This is a genomic window from Nocardioides cavernae (assembly GCF_016907475.1).
In the GTDB taxonomy this organism is placed as follows: Bacteria; Actinomycetota; Actinomycetes; order Propionibacteriales; family Nocardioidaceae; genus Nocardioides; species Nocardioides cavernae.
The window spans coordinates 154,981-173,650 of the sequence record NZ_JAFBCA010000001.1 but is presented as its reverse complement, the minus strand read 5'-3'; the positions used below and the strand labels follow the sequence as shown (position 1 = coordinate 173,650).

The following is an 18,670-nucleotide window of genomic DNA, read 5'->3' as shown; positions in this document are numbered from 1 at the left end:
GAGTCCGCACACAGGAGGTGCGTGGTGGCCGGTGACCGGGTCGTGGCACCCAGCGCGGAGGACGTGCTCGCCCTGGTGGGCCGCGCGGTGGGCCCCTCCGAGTGGCTGGTCGTCGGGCAGGATCGCGTGGACGCCTTCGCCCGCTCGGTCGACGACTGGCACTGGGCGCACAACGACGTCGAGGTCGCGTCTCGCGGACCGTTCGGCGGCCCCATCGGGCACGCACACCTGACGTTGAGCCTGGTCCCGCACCTCTTCGCGTCCCTCGTCGGCTTCGCCGAGGGAGAGGACGCGATGTTCTACGGCTACAACCGGGTGCGGTTCCCCACCGCCGTGCCCGTCGGCTCCGCCATCCGGATGCGGGCCGACCTCGTCGACGTGGTCGACATCGGCGGCGGCGAGCAGCTGACCGTGGACCTCACGGTCGAGATCGACGGGGTCGAGCGTCCGGCCTGCGTGGCCCAGGCACTCTTCCGGCACTACCCGGTGCGTGCTCCGGACTGAGGGCATCAGCGCTCGGAGGGCTGCGTCCACCTAGGCTGGGACGGTGAGCGACGTGCTGGACGACGGGCCGTTCTTCCACGGCACCAAGGCCGACCTGCAGCCGGGCGACCTGCTGACCGCGGGCTTCCGGTCGAACTACCGGCCCGAGGTCGTGATGAACCACATCTACTTCACCGCCCTGCACGACGGCGCGGGCCTCGCCGCCGAGCTCGCGGCGGGCCACGGCGAGCCCCGGGTCTACCAGGTCGAGCCGACCGGATCCTTCGAGGACGACCCCAACGTCACCGACAAGAAGTTCCCCGGCAACCCGACGCGGTCCTACCGCAGCACCGAGCCGATCCGCGTCGTCGCCGAGGTGGAGGACTGGCCCCGGCTCGCGCCGGAGGCCCTGCAGGCGTGGCGCGACCGGCTACGGGTGATCCTCGAGGACGAGCGCGGCGAGATCATCAACTGACCTAGGTTGGGCGGATGGCTGCCCGACTGCACGCGCTGACCGTCCTCGCCTCGGACCCCGGGGCCCTCGCCTCGTTCTGGGGCGACCTGCTCGGCTGGCAACGCTCGGGGCTCGAGCTGCGGCCGGACGCCGATGCACCGATGCGGCTGGCGTTCGAGGCGGCGGACCTCCCACGGGCCCGGCTGAACCAGGTCCACTTCCACCTGACCAGCTACACCGCCTCGCAAGAGGCGAACGTCGCCCGCGTGCTCGAGCTGGGTGGGTCGCACCTCGACGTCGGGCAGCTCCCCGAGGAGGACCACGTCGTCCTCGCCGATCCGGAGGGCAACGAGTTCTGCGTGATCGAGGAGACCAACAACTGGCTCGCCGGCATGGGGTTCCTCGGTGAGGTGGCGGCGGACGGCACGCGCGAGGTCGGCCTCTTCTGGGCTGCGGCCCTCGACTGGCCGCTGGTCCACGACGAGGACGGCGAGACCGCGATCCAGCCGCCGCAGGGCGGGATGAAGATCGCCTGGGGAGGCCCGCCGCTCAACGAGCGCGCCGACCGGAACCGGATGCACCTCGTCCTGGTCGCCGATGACCTCGACGTCGAGGTCGAGCGGCTGGTGTCCCTCGGCGCCTCCGTCGTGGCGCGAAGCGACGACGTCGAGATGGCCGACCCGGACGGGAACGAGTTCCGCCTCCGCCGGGTCTGATCGCTGCACGTGCGGCGGATGCGGCCGCTGCAGGCCGCGATCGAGGGCCACAACCGCCGCACGTGCGCGAGGAGGCGCCTACCAACGTAGGCAGTTCGCGGCGCGCGACGGCTGGCTGAGCGTGAGGTGGGGGTCCGGACGTCCGAACTGCCTTCACGGTGCCGGAACCGCAGCGCTGGACTCCTGCGGCCCTGATCAGCGGCGTTGGTCGTGGGGCACGGCGCACGCGGCCTCGCCAAGGGCGGTGTTCCCGGCCGCGTCGGTGACGAGGGCCGATACGCGGTACGTGCGGCCGTCCCCCCGGCCGTTCCTGGACGCCCGCACCTCGGCCGTCCCCCCGTCGACCCGGACGTCGTCCGGGTCGGTCGGCTCGTCTGCGGTCACGGCGACCTGCACGCCGGCCACACGGGACAGTGCATCGGTTCCCGTCACCTGCGCGACCTGCACCATTCTGCGATCGGGAGGCCACAGCGTGCAGGGCTGCGACGGAAGTCCGGTCAGCGTGGGACTCGTCCGGTCGATGCGGATCTCCAGCACGTGCGGTGGCTCGGTGTTGCCCAGGCGGTCCACCGCCCAGTAGGTCACGCGCCGCACGCCTTCTCCCGACATCTCCGGCAGAGTCACCGCGTCGCCTGGGCCGATGACGGCGGCGGGCGGTGTGGTCCCGCTCCGGTCCTCCACCAGGACGTGGATCTCCTGGACGCCCACACCTGCGTCGGCGGCGGAGAGTGCGACCGTGACGTCCTCGCGGTTCCACCCCTCCGCGTTCGGCTCCGGAGACACGACGGCCCGCGTGGTCGGCGCGGTCGTGTCGTCGGGCGCCGGGAACGGTGGCGGGCTGGCCGGCCCGACGCCGGTGAACTCGACCTCGACCAGGCGGTGACCGGGCAGCGCCGGGATCTCGTCCCGCACGACTCGCCGTTCACCGGTCGCGTCGAACCAGTACGGATCCGCCTGCGCGGTGAGCGCCTGGGTCGTGGGGAAGGCGTAGTGGAGACGTGCCGGTAGGCCCTCCAGGGCCCGGCCGTGGAGGAACATGATGAGCGCGTGCTCGCTGACGTGGTACATGTTCTTGCCGAAGCCCGTCTTGCGCATGTCCGCGAGCGCCGGATTCCTTGCCGGGCGGAAGTACGTCTCGCGGGCTGGCCGGATGCGGTCCACGAAGACGCTCGTCCAGCTGGCGGCGCTGGCGGCCAGCCAGTCCTGGTGAGCGAATCCGTTGCCGAGGTCGAGGGCCGCCAGCGTCTGGTCGGCCTCGTCGTGCATCCACCACTCACTGTCCCGCTCGGTGCCGGCGCCGATGGGGCCGGAGCGTCGCTGGTTCCACCGCGCCGCGGGTGCGTCCCATGCCCGCTGCAGGAGCGCCTCCCTGTCGGCGGACAGGCCCGACCACGGCCGGTCCGGGAACACGGCGTTCGCGTTGAGGATGAGCTCGTGGCTCTTGATGGAGTGGCCGAAGTCGGTGTCCCCAGAGCCGAACCGGCCGACGAGTCCGGTTCGTCCCCAGAACCACCACGACTCCGCGCCGGTGCCCCTGTGCCGGGCGATCAGCTGCTCGGTCACCACGCGGAGGTCGTCGCGGAACTGGGCCCGGCGGGCCGGGTCGCTCAGCAGGTCGGCGTTGGGCAGCAGGAGGGCCGACCCCGGGACGAGGTAGTTGGTGATGTCCCCGCCGTTGTCACCGAGGTCGACCTCCTCCGAGAGGTCGTACTTCAGGGCGTCCTTGATGCGGGAGGTCGCGGGGTCGTAGTAGTGCTCGAAAAGGAAGTCGCGGACCTCGAGGAGGTCGGCCTCCACCTCGGGATCACGGGTCACGTTGTAGTACATCCCGAAGGCCAGACCCAGCGAGGCCACGTCGAAGACCCGCTTGGGATCATCGGGGGCGTACGGGCTGCCGTCCTTGTTCAGCTGGCCGTACCAGCCGCCGTGCTCGGCATCCCGGGCATACGCGTTGATCCAGTCGATGCCCGCCTTGGCATAGGTGAGGTACCTCGGTTCGCCGGTCAGGAGGAACGCGACCGAGTAGCCGTACACGCCGCGAGCGAGTGTCGAGAGCCCGCGGCGCTCGTCGGCCAGCAGCTCGCCGTCCAGGCCTCGCCACGACGGGAAGTTGCCGAGCGGCTCGCCGAGGGCCTCCGGCATGTCCCAGTAGGGCATCAGGTCCTGGCGGTGGTGCTCCAGCCAGCTGTCTCCTCGGAGCGCGTCAGGGACCTCGGGAGCCGTGATCGCAGCGAGTCGAGCCGAGCTGCTGCCTTCGCTCGTCGAGGAGCCCAACGCCGTCATTGCCGTGGCCAGTGTGACTGACAGGAATGCGCCTCGGGTCAGGCCGGCCCGGCTGGTCATCGGACACACCCGCTGCGCAGGACGTCGTTCGCGTGGATGCCCATCGACGTTTCCCTCGATCTCCCCGAGGCGCCGGCCCGTACGAGTCCGGAGCCGCCCCACCCTCGGCCGGCATCAACGGCCGCGACGCGTCCAGCGTCCCAGCCACTGCCGGCCCTGGGCTGAGTGCTCCCGCGCCATCACCACTGTGCGCCTCTTCGCGTGCCAGCGCCAGTGGCCGACGTGACTCCTGCCCGGCACCGCCACACCCGTCGGTCTGACCGTTGCTCACCGCGAGCGGCCGAGCACCATGCAGGCAGTTCATGGCGCGCGGAGGTCGGCTGAGCGCGAGGTCGGCGGCCGGACGTCCGAACTGCCTTCATGGTGCCCGCGGGACCCAGCGTCAGCGCTGGAGCTCGACGGCCTCGGGGGTGTGGAGGCGGACCATGAAGCGCCCGGCGTGGGCGGGCACGGAGTCGCGGGTCAGGCGGGAGACCACGACCATCGTGAGGAAGGCCGCCGGCACCGACCAGGCGGCGGGCTGGCCCAGCATCGCCGAGGCCCAGCCGGGGGAGGGGGACGTGGCGAGCGTCCAGGCCACGGCGAAGCCTGACCCCAGCCCGCCGACCAGCAGCCCGGCGACCGCGCCGACGGGCGTGAGCCCGCGCCACCAGATCCCGAGCATCAGCAGCGGAGCGAAGGTAGAGGCGGTCACCGCGAAGGCCAGGCCGACGGTGCGCGCCACGGCGACGTCCTGTGCGGGCAGCGACAGCAGCAGGGGTACGACGACCGCGATCGCGGCCGCGACCCGGAAGGCCGCCACCCCGCCGAGCCGGCGAGAGCCCCACCGCCGCCCGGTCACGTCCTGCGACAGCACCCCGGCCACCGCGATCGTGAGGCCGGAGCTGGTGGAGAGGAAGGCGGCGAAGGCGCCGGCAGTGACGAGCCCGGTCAGCACCGCGCCCACCGCACCGCCCACCATCAGCGACGGCAGCTCGAGCACGAGCACGTCCGACCTTCCGTCGATGAGCGACGGGGCGTAGATGCGGCCGAGGGCGGCGTACACGGGCGGCAGGACGTAGAAGATGCCCAGCAGCCCGAGCACCGCGAGCGTCGTACGTCGAGCCGCGCGGCCGTCGGGGTTGGTGTAGAACCGCACGACCACGTGCGGCAGGCCCATCGTGCCGAGGAACGTCGCGACGATGAGGGAGTACGTCGTGTAGAGCCCGATGCCGCCGCCGGGGGAGGCCAACGGGATCGACCACGAGTCCGGGGCGGCTGCAGCGGGGTCGGCCGCGCCGTCCGCCAGCCACACGGCCAGCAGCACGAAGACCGGCACCAGCAGGGCGGTCAGCTTGAGCCAGTACTGGAACGCCTGCACGAAGGTGATCGACCGCATCCCGCCCGGGCTCACCGACGCGAGCACCACGATGGCGACGACCAGCGAGCCCGCCCACGGCGGCGCGCCGATGGTGGAGCGCAGGGTCACGCCCGCGCCCTGGAACTGGGGCAGCAGGTAGAGCCAGCCGATGGCGACGACCAGCACCGAGCAGAGCTTGCGCACGCCCCTCGACCCCAGCCGCGCCTCGGCGAAGTCGGGCAGCGTGTAGGCGCCCGAGCGGCGCAGGGGAGCGGCGACGAGCACCAGCAGGACGAGGTAGCCCGCGGTCCAGCCGATGGGGTACCAGAGCATCTCGGCGCCGAAGGTCAGCAGCAGTCCGGCGACGCCGAGGAAGGAGGCGGCGGAGAGGTACTCCCCGCCGATCGCGCTCGCGTTGAGCCGCGGCCGCACGGTGCGCGAGGCGACGAAGAAGTCGCTCGTCGTGCGCGAGATCCGCAGCCCCCACGTGCCGATCACGAGGGTCGCGAGCGAGACGAGCACGACCGCGACGACGCCCGGCACGACGTCGGTGCTCACCCGGGGTCCCTGCGGCGTTGGTCGGAGGAGCGAAGCGGGGGAGAGGAACGTCGTGGGGTGTTCATCGCGGCTCCTCGTCGGGGCCGTCGGACCCGACCGACCCGACCAGGTCGGCGAAGTCGCGCTCGTGGTCCTCGGCGCGCCGGATGTAGAACCAGCCGAGCACCACGAGCCACGGGTAGGCGAGCACCCCGAGCAGCAGCCAGGCCAGCGGCATCTGCCCCACCCGTTCGTCGCCGAGCGACGGGAAGAGGTGGAAGAGCAGCGGCAGCATCCCGAGCGTGAGCGCCAGCGCGGCCAGCACCCGCAGCGCCAGGAAGAGCTGCTCGCGCAACAACGAGCGCATGAAGACCTCGCCCAGCGCGGTCTCAGCGTCGATCTCCCGCGTGCCCACAGGGCGTACGACGTCCGCGCGACGCCGCGGCGGTCCGGTCACCCGGACCCGCGGAGGTGGCTGGTCGCTCACGGCTCGTGCCTCACGTCTCGCGGCGGGTGAGCACCGACCGCAGCTCGCGCGTGTGGCGGCGGCTCACCGGCAGCTCGGTGCCGGCGATGACGACGCTGACCCGCCCTCCCTCGCTGCGCACCTCCTCGACGTGGGGGAGTGCGACGAGCACCGAGCGGTGGATCCGGACGAACCCGGCCGACGCCCATTGCTCGGCGAGCGACGACAGCGGGGTGCGCACGAGGTGCGAGCCGTCGGCGGTGTGCAGGCGCGCGTAGTCGCCCTGCGCCTCGACGTGGGTGATCTCGGCGCGGCTGATGAAGCGGGTGACCCCGCCGCGCTCGACGGGGATCTGCACGTCACCCGACGGCGCGGGGCCGCCGGCCTCCACCACGCGGCGTACGGCCTCGGCGAGCCGTTCCTCCCGCACCGGTTTGAGGACGTAGTCGACGGCGCGCAGCTCGAACGCCGCGACGGCGTGCTCCTCGTGGGCGGTGACGAAGACGACCGGCGGCGGCGACTTGAAACGCGAGAGCACCTGCGCCAGGTCGAGCCCGGTGAGGCCGGGCATCTGGATGTCGAGGAAGACCGCGTCGACCTCCTCGGCCTGCAGCACCCGCAGCGCCTCGGTCGCGGAGTCGCTGCCGCGCACCTCGCCGATGCGCGGGTCGCGGCCGAGCAGGAAGGTGAGCTCGTCCAGCGCGGGACGCTCGTCGTCGATGACGAGGACCTTCAATTGCGTCATTTCGGGGTCCCTGTGCGAACCGCAGCGAAGCGAGGATTCGGATGGGGTGAATTCATACCTGCACTCCGGGGGCGAACTTCGGCACCCGGACGATCACCTTCGTGCCCGCGCCGGGTGCGGTCTCGACGACCAGACCGTAGTCGTCGCCGTAGGCGTTGCGCAGCCGCGCGTCCACGTTGCCCAGGCCGACGGAGTCCATCGACACGTCGCCGGCCAGCGCCTGTCGTACGCGCTCCGGGTCCTCGCCGGTGCCGTCGTCCTCGACCTCGAGGACGCACTCCTGGTCGTGGTCGCGGGCGACGATCGAGAGCCGCCCGACGCCGTCGACCTTGTCGGCGCTGGCCTCGAGCCCGTGGCGTACGGCGTTCTCGACGAGCGGCTGGATGCACAGGAACGGCACCGCGACGGGCAGCACCTCCGGGGCCACCTGCAGCGTGACCTGCAGCCGGTCACCGAAGCGCGCCTGCTCGAGCAGCAGGTAGCGCTCGACGGAGCGGAGCTCCTCGGCGAGCGTCGTGTACTCGCCGTGGCGTCGGAAGGAGTAGCGCGTGAAGTCGGCGAACTCGAGCAGCAGCTCGCGCGCCCGGTCGGGGTCGGTGCGCACGAAGCTGGCGATGGCGCCGAGCGAGTTGTAGATGAAGTGCGGGCTGATCTGCGCCCGCAGGGCCCGCACCTCGGCCTCCATCAGCCGGGTGCGCGACAGGTCGAGCTCGGCGAGCTCGAGCTGGCCGCTGACCCACGACGCCACCTCGTCGGCCGCGCGGACCAGGCCCCCGGTGGTGTGCGGGGCGCCCACCACGAGCGCTCCCACGAGGGTGTCCTCGACGACGAGCGGGCTCACGATCGCCTGCCGGACCTGGCAGCCGCCGTCCTCGCAGACCAGGGTCCGCTGGTCCACGATCATCGTGCGCCCGGTCTCCGCGACCTGCCCGATCGTGCCGGCGAGCTGCGAGCGGTGGTGGCTGCCGAGGCCGTCCCACGCCAGCAGCCCGCTGGTGTCACCCAGGCCAGCGGCCGGTGTGCCGAGCAGTGCGCGCAGGTGGCGTACGGACCGTTCCGAGCTCGCCGTGGTCAGCCCCTCCCGCAGGGCCGGGCTGGCGAGAGAGGCGTTGTGCAGCGCGCGGAAGGCTGCGCGGTCGGCCTCGCCACCCAGCGACGTACGCCGCCACCGCCATCTCGCCACGGCAGCGACCCTAGCCCCGCACCGGGGCCAGAGCCTGGGTCACCGCTCGCAGTGCTTCTCTCGCTCGGAGACGCAGCGGTCGCGGCCGGGGCCGCCGTCGCTTCTGTCCCGGCCACCGCCGCCGACGAGGACGTCGTTGCCGCTGGTGCCGTCGAGCCGGTCGTCGCCGCCCTCGCCGCGCAGGCGGTCCCGGCCGTACGCGCCCATGAGGTGGTCCCTGTCAGGTCCGCCCCTCATCGCGGTGGTGGTCCGGCAGCCGAAGTCGTAGGACTCGAAGACGTAGTCGAAGCCCTTGGCCAGGAAGTCACGGCCGTGCCCGCCGCTCAGGGTGCCCGTGCAGCCGGTGAACGTGAGGGCGTTGTCGGCGTTGCTGCCCACCATCGTGACCCGGGGAGCCATCAGGAAGGCATCCTCCAGCTCGTCGACGTCCGCCACGTCCTCGCCGGCGACGACGAACCGGTCGTGGAAGCCGAGGTCGAGCTCCAGGGAGCCGTTCCGCCTCGCCGCGATCAGCTTGTCGTGGCCGGCGCCCGTGTCGATCGTGCTGCCCGCGCCGATCGTCGCGGGCTCGAGCACCACCTGGTCCTTCCCCGCCCCGGTGGCGAGGTCGAGGACGGGTGCCCCCTCGGTGCGTACGGCGAGCGAGTCGGCGCCCGGCGTGCCGCGGTAGTGCACCGTCCCCGTCCCGGCGTCGATCGTCACCGACGCGAAGGAGGTGAGGGCGGCGGTGCCCGCAGCCGACGTGAGGGTCCCCGTGGCCTGGTCGACGGTGACCTCCTCGGTGCCCAGACGGAACCGGAGCGGGTCATCGCCCTCGCCACCGTCGAAGGCGGCGTCGCCCGCCAGCTGCGACGTGCCGAGGAAGAGGGAGTCGTCGCCGTTGCCGAGCGCGATCACGTCGTGGTCCACGCCCCCGGAAGACCCGGAGTGGACCTCGTCGTCGCCGGCGCCCGTCTCCACCCGGTCGCCGTCGACGTCGGAGCCCGGCTGGACCGGGTCCGCGGCGTCGCCGGCGTACACCAGGTCCAGCGACGCACCGCCGACGAAGGTGTCGGCTCCCGGGCCGAGCGTGGTCCTGGTGGCCACGTAGCTCGAGGTAGCGGCCGTGGCGTCGACGGTGTCGTTGCCGGGGCCTGCGTCGATGTCCTGCACGTAGTAGTCGTCGACGTCCTGGTTGAGGCAGATCAGGTCGTCGCCACCGAGGGCGTCGACCTCGTGCGAGATGCCGAGGACGATCACGTCGCGCCCCTCCGTGCCCCGGATCGGTCGACCGGTGCCCACGATGGTCGCGGCCTCGCCGCGACAGGTCTCCGCTGCTGCGGTGGCGGAGTACGCCGGTGTGAGCAGTGCCAGGCTGAGCAGCCCGACGGCCGCCAGTGTCGTCGTACGCATGGTGCTTCCCGTTGTCGTCGTGTGTGGAGGATCAGCGCTCGCAGGAGCGGGTGCGCTCGGCGAAACAGGTGTCGCGGCCCGGCCCGCCGACGGCGACGTCCTTGCCCTTGCGCCCCTTGATCCAGTCATTGCCGCCTCCGCCGCGAAGGACATCGGCGTTGATCGTGCCACGGATGGAGTCCTTGCCGGCGCCGCCGTCGACACGCATCCGCGGGGTGCACGACCTTCTCGGCAGGGCGTCGTCGCGGAGGTAGAGGATGTCGTCGTCGCCGCCGCGGCCCTCGACGACGCCGAGGCCGCAGGCGCCCGCGGCCAGGCGGTCGACCCCCGGGGAACCGACTAGCTCGACGCGCTGGGCGACGCCGAAGAGCATCCGGGGCGAGATGCCGAAGGTGTTGACGACCTGGCCGTCGACCCGGACCTCGCCGGCCTTGCCGTCGATCGCGATGCGGCGACCGACGGCCGTGACCTTGATCCACCCCGAGGAACGGTTGCTGATGGTCGAGCCGACCGTCTCGGGGAGGGCCTCGCCGGGCTCGATGCTGTAGCTGACGAGGTCGTCGCCGCGGTCGGCCACGACGGTGTCCTCGAAGCCGGCCTCCACGCGGTCCTCCCACCCGCCCCCGCGGAAGGTGTCAACGCCCGCGCCGAGCGTGGTCCACGAGTGGTTGTGCTCGCCCTCGGAGACGACGGTGTCGTCGCCGGCGCCCGCGTCGACCTCGGTGACGTTGCCGAGCAGGTCGCCCTCCAACGGGGGGATGCAGACCAGGTCGTCGCCGTCGCCCGCATCGACCGACCACGCGCCGCCGGACACGATGACGTCGTCACCGGCGGTGCCGACCACGTGGCCCTCGGGGGTGCCGACGATGGTGGCGGGCACGCCCTGGCAGGTCTCGGCGGCCGCCGCGGTGGCGGCCTGGATCGGGCTGAGAAGGGTGAGGCCGAGCAGGGCTGCGGCGGTCAGGGTCGTCGTGCGCACGGGTGCTCCTCGAGAGGTCGGGTCGGTGGTGGCGGGTCAGCGCTCGCAGCGCGTCTCGCGCTCGGCGACGCAGCGGTCGCGGCCCTGCCCACCGTCGGCGGTGTCGCGGCCCCGGCCGCCGAGGAGGGTGTCGTTGTCCGCGCGACCGATGAGCCGGTCCTTGCCCGTGCCGCCGCGGATGTCGTCGCGGCCCTCGCCGCCGTCGAGCTTGTCGTCGCCGGTGCCGCCCCGGATCGTGTCGTCGCCGCCCCGTCCGAAGACCTTGTCGTGGCCCCGGCCGCCGATGAGAAGGTCGTCGCCGCCGGAGGAGCGCAGGAAGTCGCGGCCGTCACCGCCGTCCATCGAGACCTCGCCGGCGCAGCGGAACTCGTAGGTCTCGAAGAGGTAGTCGTAGTTCCACTGCAGCGCGTCGTTGCCGGCACCGCCGCTGAGGGTGGCGTCGCAGCCGCTCCAGGTGAGGTCGTTGTCGCCGGGGTCGCCGGTGAGCGCGACGGTGGGAGCCATCAGCCACGTGTCCTCGACGCCGGTGGCGGTCGCCTCGACGCCCTGCACGGTGAGCAGCTGGCGGGTCAGGTCAATGGCGAGCTCGCCGGTCTTGCTCGCGACCACCAGCTCGTCACGACCGGCGCCCATGTCGATGCGGCTGCCCGCGGAGATCGCGGCGTCCGGTACGGCGACCTCGTCGTCGCCGTCACCCGTGGTCACGTCCAGCGTCGGCGTGCCGCCCTCCGGGCGGATCTCGAGGGAGTCCTTCCCTTCGGTGCCGCGGTACGTGACCGATGCCTCGCCCGCAGTGATGCCGACGGACTCGATGCCGGTGAAGGCTGCGGTGCCGGCCGGGCTGGTGAAGGTGCCTGCCGCCATGTCGAGGACGACGTCGGTGCTGCCGGACTGCAGGTCGATCCCGTCGAAGCCCTCGCCGCCGTCGAGCACGAAGTCGCCGCCGACCGCGGGCGAGCCGACGTGGACCTGGTCGCGGCCCTCGCCCAGGCGCACGACGTCGTGGTTGGTGCTGCCCGGCGAGCCGGTGAACACGTGGTCGCCGCTGCCGCCGGTGTCGAGGACGTCGCGCTCGGTGTCGACCCACGGGTCCTTGCCGTCGCCGCCGTGGACGGTGTCGCTGGCCTGCCCGCCGACGAAGGTGTCGCTGCCCGCGCCGAGGGTGGTCGTGACGTAGTTGCCGACCGGGGTGGCGGTCGTGTCGACCACGTCGTCACCGCTCCCGGCGTCGATCACGAGGACGTTGGAGCCGACGCGCGTCGGCGCCACGCAGACGAGGTCGTCGCCGCCGAGGGAGTCCACCACCCCGGCGCGCGCCGTGACGATCACGTCGCGCCCCTCGGTGCCGGTGACCTTGTCACCGGTGCCGACGAGGGTGGCGGCCTCACCGCGGCAGGTCTCGCCGGCGGCGGTGGCCGGAGCCGCCCAGGACGCCGGTGCGAGCAGGGCCAGGCCGAGGAGGCCGGCAACGGGCAGGGCGGTCGTACGCATGGTGTCTCCCCCGAGATCGGTGTGGTGTGTCCGGGGTGGGACGATCCGGAGCCTCGGGAAGTTGTCGCGCGTCAGCGGAAGTCGATGAGCAGCATGTCGGTGTCGCTGCCGTCGCTCACGACCGGTCCGTCGGGCTCCCGGTCGTCGGGGGACGGGCCGGTGTCGTCGCGGTCGACCACGACGGCGCGGTAGCAGCGCGTCACGTAGGGGATCTGCATGCCGTCCATCCCACGGCCGAAGTCGTCGTAGAAGGCGAGCACGTCGGCCAGGTGGCGCTCCCGCTGTGCCTCGTCCATCATCGCGAAGCTCGAGCGCGAGCGCGCCATGTCGAGGATGGTCTCGCGGTTGACCTCCTGCCAGTGCTTGAATCTCGCCTCCTCCATGAAGCCGAAGAGGTCGCTGTGCACGAGCCGCTCGGCCGAGCTCGTGTCGAGGTCCTGGCGGCCGAGGAGGTCACCCATGCGGCGCACCCACGGGATGCGCTCGTCACGGCTATTCCACACCAGGGCGACGTGGCCGCCGGGTTTGAGAACGCGAGCGATCTCGGGCAGCGCCACCTCGTGGTCGAACCAGTGGAAGGCCTGCGCCACGACCACCACGTCGACCGAGCGGTCGTTGGCCGGGATCTCCTCCGCCGTCGCGACCTTGGCGCTCACCTCGGGCACCCGCTGGCGCAGCACCTCGAGCATCGCCTCGTCGGGCTCGGTCGCGAAGACGGCGTGGCCCTGGTCGACCAGCTCGCGCGTCAGCTTGCCGGTGCCGGCGGCCAGCTCGAGGACGACCTTCGCCTCGCCGCCGGCCAGCCAGGCGACCGCCTCGGCGGGGTAGGTGGGCCGACCCCGGTCGTACGCCTCCGCGACGGACCCGAAGGACCGCGCGCGGTCGGTGGTGGCTGGGGTGGTCGAGGGTTCGTCGCTCATCGCGCTCACCGTATCCCGCGATCGGGCGATACCGCCGCCGCGACTACCGTCCTCCCCATGACCGACCCGCTCGCCTGGCTCACCGACCTTGAGGGTGTCCGCTCGGCCTACGCCGGCACCCGCGACGGGATCGACGTGATGCTGCGCGACCGCGGCCTGAGGCGTACGTCGCCGGAGCTGACCGCGGAGTCCCTCCTGCGCGGCGCCCACGCGAGCGCCGTCCTCGAGGGGTCGGAGTCCACGCTGGAGCAGGTGCGGGCGGGCGAGGGCGACGAGATCGCGAGCGACGCCGTACGGCTGTCTGCCTCGATGCTCGCGCTCGCGCCGCTGCTGAAGACCGCGCCGCTGCAGGCCATCGCGCGCCTGCACGCCGTCGTCGGGTCCGCGGCCCTCGCCCCCGACGAGCTCGGGCGTCCGCGCGACGCCGCGTCCGCCGACCGGCTGCGCGGCGTCGCGGAGCTCCTGCTGTCCGGCAGCGAGGCGCCCGCCCTGCTGACGGCCGCCGTGGCGCACGCCGACGTCGCGACCGCCGCGCCCTTCGCGTCGCACAACGGCATCGTGGCCCGGGCGCTCGAGCGGCTCGTGCTGGTCTCGCGCGGCGTGGACGCCAAGTCGCTCGTCGTGCCGGAGGCCGGGCACCTGGCCCACCGGGCGGCGTACGAGTCGAACCTGCGCGCCTACAGCAGCGGCGGGCCGAGCGGGGTGCATGCCTGGGCGCTCTACGGGGCCGAGGCGTTCAGCGCGGGGGCCGAGGCCTCGCCGCTGCGGGGGTAGCCGCCGCCAGCACGTGCGAGCGGCACCCGCTCACGTGGATCGGGTGCCGCCGCTTACACGTGAAGCCGTGGCTACCAAGCGTGCTCTTCTCAATCGCTGCCTCGGGCAGATCCCGATCGGCTAGCACCCCATCGGATGGGTGGATCGCCGCGTGGGTACCCGGTTCACGTGCTGCTGTGTAGTTCTGCCTCAGTTCTATCCCTGTCCACAGCCACCTTCAAGGGTTGACTTTGGCGGATGCGGATGGGTCCCGCTCAGGTGTCGGTGGTCCGCTTGCGGCGGTTCGACCAGATGAACCCACCTGCCGCGACGGCGCCCCCGACCGCCAGGGCGGCGAGGGTCGGCCGGGCTGGCGGCACGGGCAGCCGCCGGCGGAGGGCCACGGGACGGACGAACAGCAGGACCGGCCACTCCCGGGCCGTCGCGATGCGGCGCAGCTCGCGGTCGGGGTTCACCGCGAACGGGTGGCCGACGACCTCGAGCATGTGCACGTCGGTCACCGAGTCGCTGTAGGCGTAGCACTCGTCGAGGTCATAGCCCAGGGTCGCGGCGAGGTGCTCGATCGCGCGCGCCTTCTCCTCGGCGTAGGCGTAGTAGTCGATGTTGCCGGTGTACTTGCCGTCCGCGATCTCCATCCGCGTGGCGATCACCCGGTCGGCGCCGAGCATCTCGCCGATCGGCTCGACCACCTCGGCGCCCGACGCCGAGACGATGACGATGTCGCGACCGGCCGCGCGGTGCTCCTCGATCAGGGTGACGGCCTCGTCGTAGACGAGCGGCTCGACGATCGTGGTCAGGGTCTCGTGGACGATGTCGCGCACCGTCGCGACGTCCCAGCCGGCGCAGAGCTGCGACATGAACTCGCGCATCTTGTCCATCTGGTCGTGGTCGGCACCGCCGGTGAAGAAGACGAACTGGGCGTACGCCGACCGCAGCATCGCGCGTCGTGAGATGAGCCCACCCGCCTGGAACTCGCGGCTGAACGCCAAGGTGCTCGACTTGGCGATGATCGTCTTGTCGAGGTCGAAGAAGGCCGCTTGGGGGCGGGGCATGCGGCCATCGTAGGGGCCCCGACCGACTGCTTCGGGCCGCCAGGTGTCCACAGGCGGCGCCGGAAGACTGTTGTCCACAAGCACGGTCGGCGTGGGCTGACGGGGGTCGGTGCCGCCGTCGACGCTCGTCGCATGCCCGTCCTCCTGATCACCCGGTCCCCGTCCGTCCACGACTCGGTCGTCCCCCTCTGTGCGGCGGCGGGGGTCGGGGCCGAGGTCTGTGCCGAACCGTCCCTCTCCCTGGCCGCGTGGCGCGAGGCCGACCTGGTGCTGGTCGGAGACGACCTCACCGGCGCGCTCGTCGGCCTCGCACCCCCGAGACGGACGGGCGTCCACGTCGTCGGGGTCGGTGTCGGCGACGACGCCTTCCGCCACGCCGTCGAGCTGGGCGCGGCGTCGGTGGTCGACCTGCCCACGGGCGAGGGCTGGCTCTCCGACGAGCTCTCCGACGTCGGCGAGCGGGCCTCGCCCGGCCGTCTGGTCGGGGTGGTGGGCGGGGCGGGTGGCGCTGGAGCCACGACGCTGGCGTGCGCGCTCGCCCAGTGGCACGCGGCGCGAGCGTCGACGCTGCTCGTCGACGGCGACCCTCTCGGACCGGGGCTCGACCGCCTGCTCGGCATGGAGGACCTCCCCGGCGTGCGGTGGGAGGCCCTCGCCGAGACCGCCGGCCGGCTGGGCGCGCGAGCCCTGCGCGAGGGCGTGCCCCGGCGCGACCACCTCGGGGTCCTGACGTGGTCCGGCCTGCGACGCCGCCTCGACGTGGCGACCGCGCGGCGGGTCCTGCCGGCCGCGGTCCTCGGCCACGACCTCGTCGTCGTCGACCTCGCCCGGCAGGGCGGCCCGCTGCTGGCCGAGCTGGTCGACCGCTGCGACGACCTGCTCGTGGTGACGCCGGCGACCGTGCCCGGGCTGGCCGCCGCCGCCCGTCTCGTCGCCGACCTCGGCCGGGACGACCGCGCCGGGCTGGTGCTCCGGCCGGGCGGCCTCAGCGACGCCGATGCCGAGCGGGTGACCGGCCTGCCCGTCGTGGCCGCCGTCGCCGACCAGCGCGGTGTGGCCGCGTCGGTCGACCGCGGCCTCGGCCCCCTGGCCGGGAGGGGGCCGCTCGCCAGGGCCGCCCGTGCCCTGCTGGCGGACGCGGCATGAGCACCACCCCACGACCTTCCTCGCCTCCCCCACTCCGCTCCTCCGCCGAGCAGCGCCGCGGGGACCCCGGCATGAGCACCCCCGTCCCGACCGCGGTGCTCGACGACGTACGCCGCCGCCTGGCGGTGTCGGCGGGCGACCTGACGCCGCACCGGGTCGCGGAGGCCCTGCGGGCGTCCGGGTCCCCGGTCGGTGACGCGACGGTCCTGGCCGTGCACGACCTGCTCCGACGCGATGTGCTCGGTGCCGGCCCGCTGGAGGACCTGCTGCGGCTGCCCGACGTCACCGACGTGCTCGTCAACAGCCCCGACGAGGTCTGGATCGATCGTGGGGCCGGGCTCGAGCGCGCGGCGGTGTCGTTCCCCGACGACGCCGCCGTGCGTCGCCTCGCGCAGCGGCTGGCCGCCACGGCCGGGCGGCGCCTGGACGACGCGACCCCGCACGCCGACGTACGCCTCCCGGACGGCACGCGCTTCCACGCCGTGCTGGCGCCGGTGGCCAGGTCGGGCACCGTGCTGTCGCTCCGGGTCCCCCGGGGTCGGGTGTGGACCCTGCCAGAGCTGGTGACGGCGGGAGCGGTGCCTCCCGACGGCGCTTTCCTGCTGGAGGAGATCGTCGACTCGCGGTGCGCCTTCCTCATCACCGGCGGCACCGGCACCGGCAAGACGTCGGTGCTCTCCGCGCTCCTGTCGCTGGTTGACCCCGGCGAGCGCATCGTCCTGGTCGAGGACGCCAGCGAGCTGCGACCCGACCACCCCCACGTCGTCGCATTGGAGGGCCGCCCGGCCAACATCGAGGGCGCGGGCGAGACCTCGCTGCAGGTGCTGGTGCGTCAGGCACTGCGGATGCGGCCCGACCGGTTGGTGGTCGGGGAGGTGCGCGGGGCCGAGGTGGTCGACCTGCTGGCAGCACTCAACACCGGCCACGGCGGAGGGTGCGGGACGCTCCACGCCAACTCCGCCGCCGACGTCCCGGCGCGCGTCGAGGCACTGTCCCTGGCCGCCGGTCTGCCGCGCTCGGCGGCTCACAGCCAGCTCGCCTCCGCGCTTGACGTGGTCATCCACCTGGGCCGGGGTCGCGACGGGCGCCGCAGGGTGCTCGAGCTCGGCGTCCCCGAGCGGGACGAGTCCGGTCATGTCGCGCTCCGCACCGCAGCGACCTTCGAGGCGGACCGCGTGGTGCGGGGGCCGGCCGCGGGTGCCCTCGCCGCCCGGCTCGGATCGGTCGCGTGGTGAGCGCGTGGCTCCTCGCGCTGCTGGCCGGCATCGCCGTCGCGGCGCTCGTGCCGTCGGCGGGGCCGGGGCCGCGTCGTCCGGGCCGGTCGCGACCGGAGTGGTCGGTCCCGGTCCTGGCCCGCCGCAGGCGTGTCGCCGCCGACCAGGCGGCCGTGCTGGAGGTCTGTGACCTGCTGGCCGCCGACCTGGCGGCGGGGCGTCCGCCGGACACCGCCCTGGCCGCCGGCGCCGAGCGGTGGCCGCCACTGGTCCCGGTCGTCGAGGCGATGCGGCTGGGAGCCGACGTCCCCGAGGCGATGCGCCGTCTGGCAGCCGAGCGACGCGGCGCGGCAGACCTCCGCTGGGTCGCCGGGGCGTGGCAGGTCGCCCAACACTCCGGCCACGGACTCGCCGCGGCGCTCGAGCGCACGGCCGCCGGCCTGCGCGCGCGTCGTCGTACGCGCCGCCTCGTCGATTCTGAGCTGGCCTCGGCCCGGTCGACCGCGCGGCTCGTCGCCTGCCTGCCGGTCGCCGTGCTGCTGATGGGGTCGGGCGCCGGCTCCGACCCGTGGTCCTTCCTGCTGGCGACACCGGTCGGCTGGGTCTGCGGCGCCGCCGGCCTGACGCTGGTGGGGCTCGGCCTGTGGTGGATCGAGCGACTCGCCGACCAGGCGGCGGCGCCGTGACCTGGCTGAGCGTCGCGTGCGCGTCGCTGGCGGTGGCGGCGCTCGTCCCGTCGGTCCCGCGGAGGGTCCGCCGGCGCCGGGCCTCGTCGCCCGGCCTGCGTCCGCTCGCGGTCGGGGGCGTCGCGATCGGCGCCTGGCTGTTCGTGGGCGGGATGGCTGGGGTGCTGGTGGCAGCGGTGGCCACCGCGATCGCCCGGCACGTCCTCGTCGCCGCGGAGGCTCCGTCTGCGCGCCGAGAGCGGGAGGAGGTCGAGCGGACGCTGCCGCACCTCGTCGACCTGTTCGCCGCCACGCTGCGCGCCGGTTCCGAACCCGTCTCCGGCCTGGCCCGGGTGTGCGCCGCGCTCCCGGGCCCGGCGGCCGACCGGCTGGTGCCGGTCGTGGAGCAGGCCCGCTGGGGAGCCGCCGGCGTCGAGGCGTGGTCGGTGGTCGCCGACGACCAGGAGCTCGCCCCGCTGGCCCGGGCCATGGTCCGTTCGCAGGTGTCCGGTGCGTCCGTCGTGCAGAGCGTCGAGCGGCTCGCCGACGAGCTCCAGCGGGAGTCGCTCGCCCGCGCCGAGGACGCGGCCCGGCGGGTCGGGGTGGCTGCGGCGATCCCGCTCGGTGCGTGCCTGCTCCCTGCGTTCATGCTGCTCGGCGTCGTGCCGACCGTGGCGTCGCTCTTCGGTTCGGTGACGCCGTGACGGGCCGCCCGCCGTCCACAGGGCGGCGGATGCGGGCGTCCTCCACAGGCTCGCGTCCGTGGCCGTG

18 protein-coding genes are annotated in these 18,670 nt (G+C 73.4%); 8 read left to right on the top strand and 10 right to left on the bottom strand.

Annotation, left to right across the window (positions count from 1 at the left end; all coding sequences use genetic code 11):
• Nucleotides 1–24 precede the first annotated feature (24 nt).
• From JOD65_RS00865 to JOD65_RS00855, 3 genes are read left to right on the top strand one after another with little or no spacing between them, the layout of a single operon-like run.
• Nucleotides 25–504, top strand: coding sequence for a MaoC family dehydratase (locus JOD65_RS00865; protein ID WP_204810891.1), 480 nt, complete (start codon nucleotides 25–27; stop codon nucleotides 502–504).
• Between the two features lie 43 nt (nucleotides 505–547).
• Nucleotides 548–958, top strand: a complete 411-nt coding sequence (gene arr / locus JOD65_RS00860) for an NAD(+)--rifampin ADP-ribosyltransferase (protein WP_191194199.1) — start codon at nucleotides 548–550, stop codon at nucleotides 956–958.
• Nucleotides 959–972: 14 nt separating this feature from the next.
• A complete protein-coding gene (locus tag JOD65_RS00855; RefSeq protein WP_191194200.1) occupies nucleotides 973–1,653 on the top strand; it encodes a VOC family protein in 681 nt (226 codons plus the stop codon).
• A 195-nt stretch (nucleotides 1,654–1,848) separates the two neighbouring features.
• Here the strand turns inward: JOD65_RS00855 and JOD65_RS00850 are convergent, their stop codons facing one another.
• The 9 genes from JOD65_RS00850 to JOD65_RS00810 all read right to left on the bottom strand — a co-directional run bounded on the left by JOD65_RS00850 (nucleotide 1,849) and on the right by JOD65_RS00810 (nucleotide 13,048).
• A complete protein-coding gene (locus JOD65_RS00850) occupies nucleotides 1,849–3,936 on the bottom strand; it encodes an AGE family epimerase/isomerase (RefSeq protein WP_191194201.1) in 2,088 nt (695 codons plus the stop codon).
• A 442-nt stretch (nucleotides 3,937–4,378) separates the two neighbouring features.
• A complete protein-coding gene (locus JOD65_RS00845; RefSeq protein WP_191194202.1) occupies nucleotides 4,379–5,893 on the bottom strand; it encodes a sodium/solute symporter in 1,515 nt (504 codons plus the stop codon).
• Nucleotides 5,894–5,954: 61 nt separating this feature from the next.
• Nucleotides 5,955–6,359 (bottom strand): hypothetical protein, encoded by a 405-nt coding sequence (locus JOD65_RS00840; protein ID WP_191194203.1) that lies wholly within the window; start codon nucleotides 6,357–6,359, stop codon nucleotides 5,955–5,957.
• 10 nt (nucleotides 6,360–6,369) lie between these two features.
• Nucleotides 6,370–7,083 carry a LytR/AlgR family response regulator transcription factor gene (locus JOD65_RS00835; protein ID WP_191194204.1) on the bottom strand — a complete coding sequence of 238 codons (714 nt, stop codon included), beginning with the start codon at nucleotides 7,081–7,083 and terminating at the stop codon, nucleotides 6,370–6,372.
• A gap of 52 nt (nucleotides 7,084–7,135) precedes the next feature.
• Nucleotides 7,136–8,266, bottom strand: a complete 1,131-nt coding sequence (locus JOD65_RS00830) for a sensor histidine kinase (RefSeq protein WP_191194205.1) — start codon at nucleotides 8,264–8,266, stop codon at nucleotides 7,136–7,138.
• A gap of 39 nt (nucleotides 8,267–8,305) precedes the next feature.
• Nucleotides 8,306–9,658, bottom strand: a complete 1,353-nt coding sequence (locus JOD65_RS00825; protein WP_191194206.1) for a hypothetical protein — start codon at nucleotides 9,656–9,658, stop codon at nucleotides 8,306–8,308.
• Between the two features lie 31 nt (nucleotides 9,659–9,689).
• A complete protein-coding gene (locus JOD65_RS23875; RefSeq protein WP_191194207.1) occupies nucleotides 9,690–10,637 on the bottom strand; it encodes a calcium-binding protein in 948 nt (315 codons plus the stop codon).
• Between the two features lie 36 nt (nucleotides 10,638–10,673).
• On the bottom strand, nucleotides 10,674–12,128 hold the full coding sequence (locus JOD65_RS00815; RefSeq protein ID WP_191194208.1) for a calcium-binding protein: 1,455 nt from the start codon (nucleotides 12,126–12,128) through the stop codon (nucleotides 10,674–10,676).
• A 71-nt stretch (nucleotides 12,129–12,199) separates the two neighbouring features.
• Entirely contained in the window at nucleotides 12,200–13,048 is an 849-nt protein-coding gene (locus JOD65_RS00810; protein ID WP_191194209.1) for a class I SAM-dependent methyltransferase, read from the bottom strand.
• Between the two features lie 57 nt (nucleotides 13,049–13,105).
• Between JOD65_RS00810 and JOD65_RS00805 the strand changes: the two genes are divergently transcribed.
• Nucleotides 13,106–13,822: a Fic family protein gene (locus JOD65_RS00805; protein ID WP_191194210.1), complete on the top strand. Its 717-nt coding sequence runs from the start codon at nucleotides 13,106–13,108 to the stop codon at nucleotides 13,820–13,822.
• 254 nt (nucleotides 13,823–14,076) lie between these two features.
• Here JOD65_RS00805 and JOD65_RS00800 read toward each other — a convergent pair whose 3' ends face one another.
• Nucleotides 14,077–14,874: an HAD family hydrolase gene (locus JOD65_RS00800; RefSeq protein WP_191194211.1), complete on the bottom strand. Its 798-nt coding sequence runs from the start codon at nucleotides 14,872–14,874 to the stop codon at nucleotides 14,077–14,079.
• 132 nt (nucleotides 14,875–15,006) lie between these two features.
• On the opposite strand from JOD65_RS00800, the gene ssd reads away from it, so the two are divergent.
• The 4 genes from ssd (at nucleotide 15,007) to JOD65_RS00780 (ending at nucleotide 18,603) form a co-directional block, all read left to right on the top strand.
• Entirely contained in the window at nucleotides 15,007–16,020 is a 1,014-nt protein-coding gene (gene ssd, locus JOD65_RS00795; RefSeq protein WP_191194212.1) for a septum site-determining protein Ssd, read from the top strand.
• Between the two features lie 71 nt (nucleotides 16,021–16,091).
• Nucleotides 16,092–17,255, top strand: coding sequence for a TadA family conjugal transfer-associated ATPase (locus JOD65_RS00790; RefSeq protein ID WP_191194213.1), 1,164 nt, complete (start codon nucleotides 16,092–16,094; stop codon nucleotides 17,253–17,255).
• A complete protein-coding gene (locus JOD65_RS00785) occupies nucleotides 17,249–17,920 on the top strand; it encodes a type II secretion system F family protein (protein WP_191194214.1) in 672 nt (223 codons plus the stop codon). Before JOD65_RS00790 ends, JOD65_RS00785 begins: the two co-directional genes overlap by 7 nt.
• Complete coding sequence (locus tag JOD65_RS00780; RefSeq protein ID WP_191194215.1) at nucleotides 17,917–18,603, top strand: type II secretion system F family protein; 687 nt, start codon at nucleotides 17,917–17,919, stop codon at nucleotides 18,601–18,603. Before JOD65_RS00785 ends, JOD65_RS00780 begins: the two co-directional genes overlap by 4 nt.
• Nucleotides 18,604–18,670 lie beyond the last annotated feature (67 nt).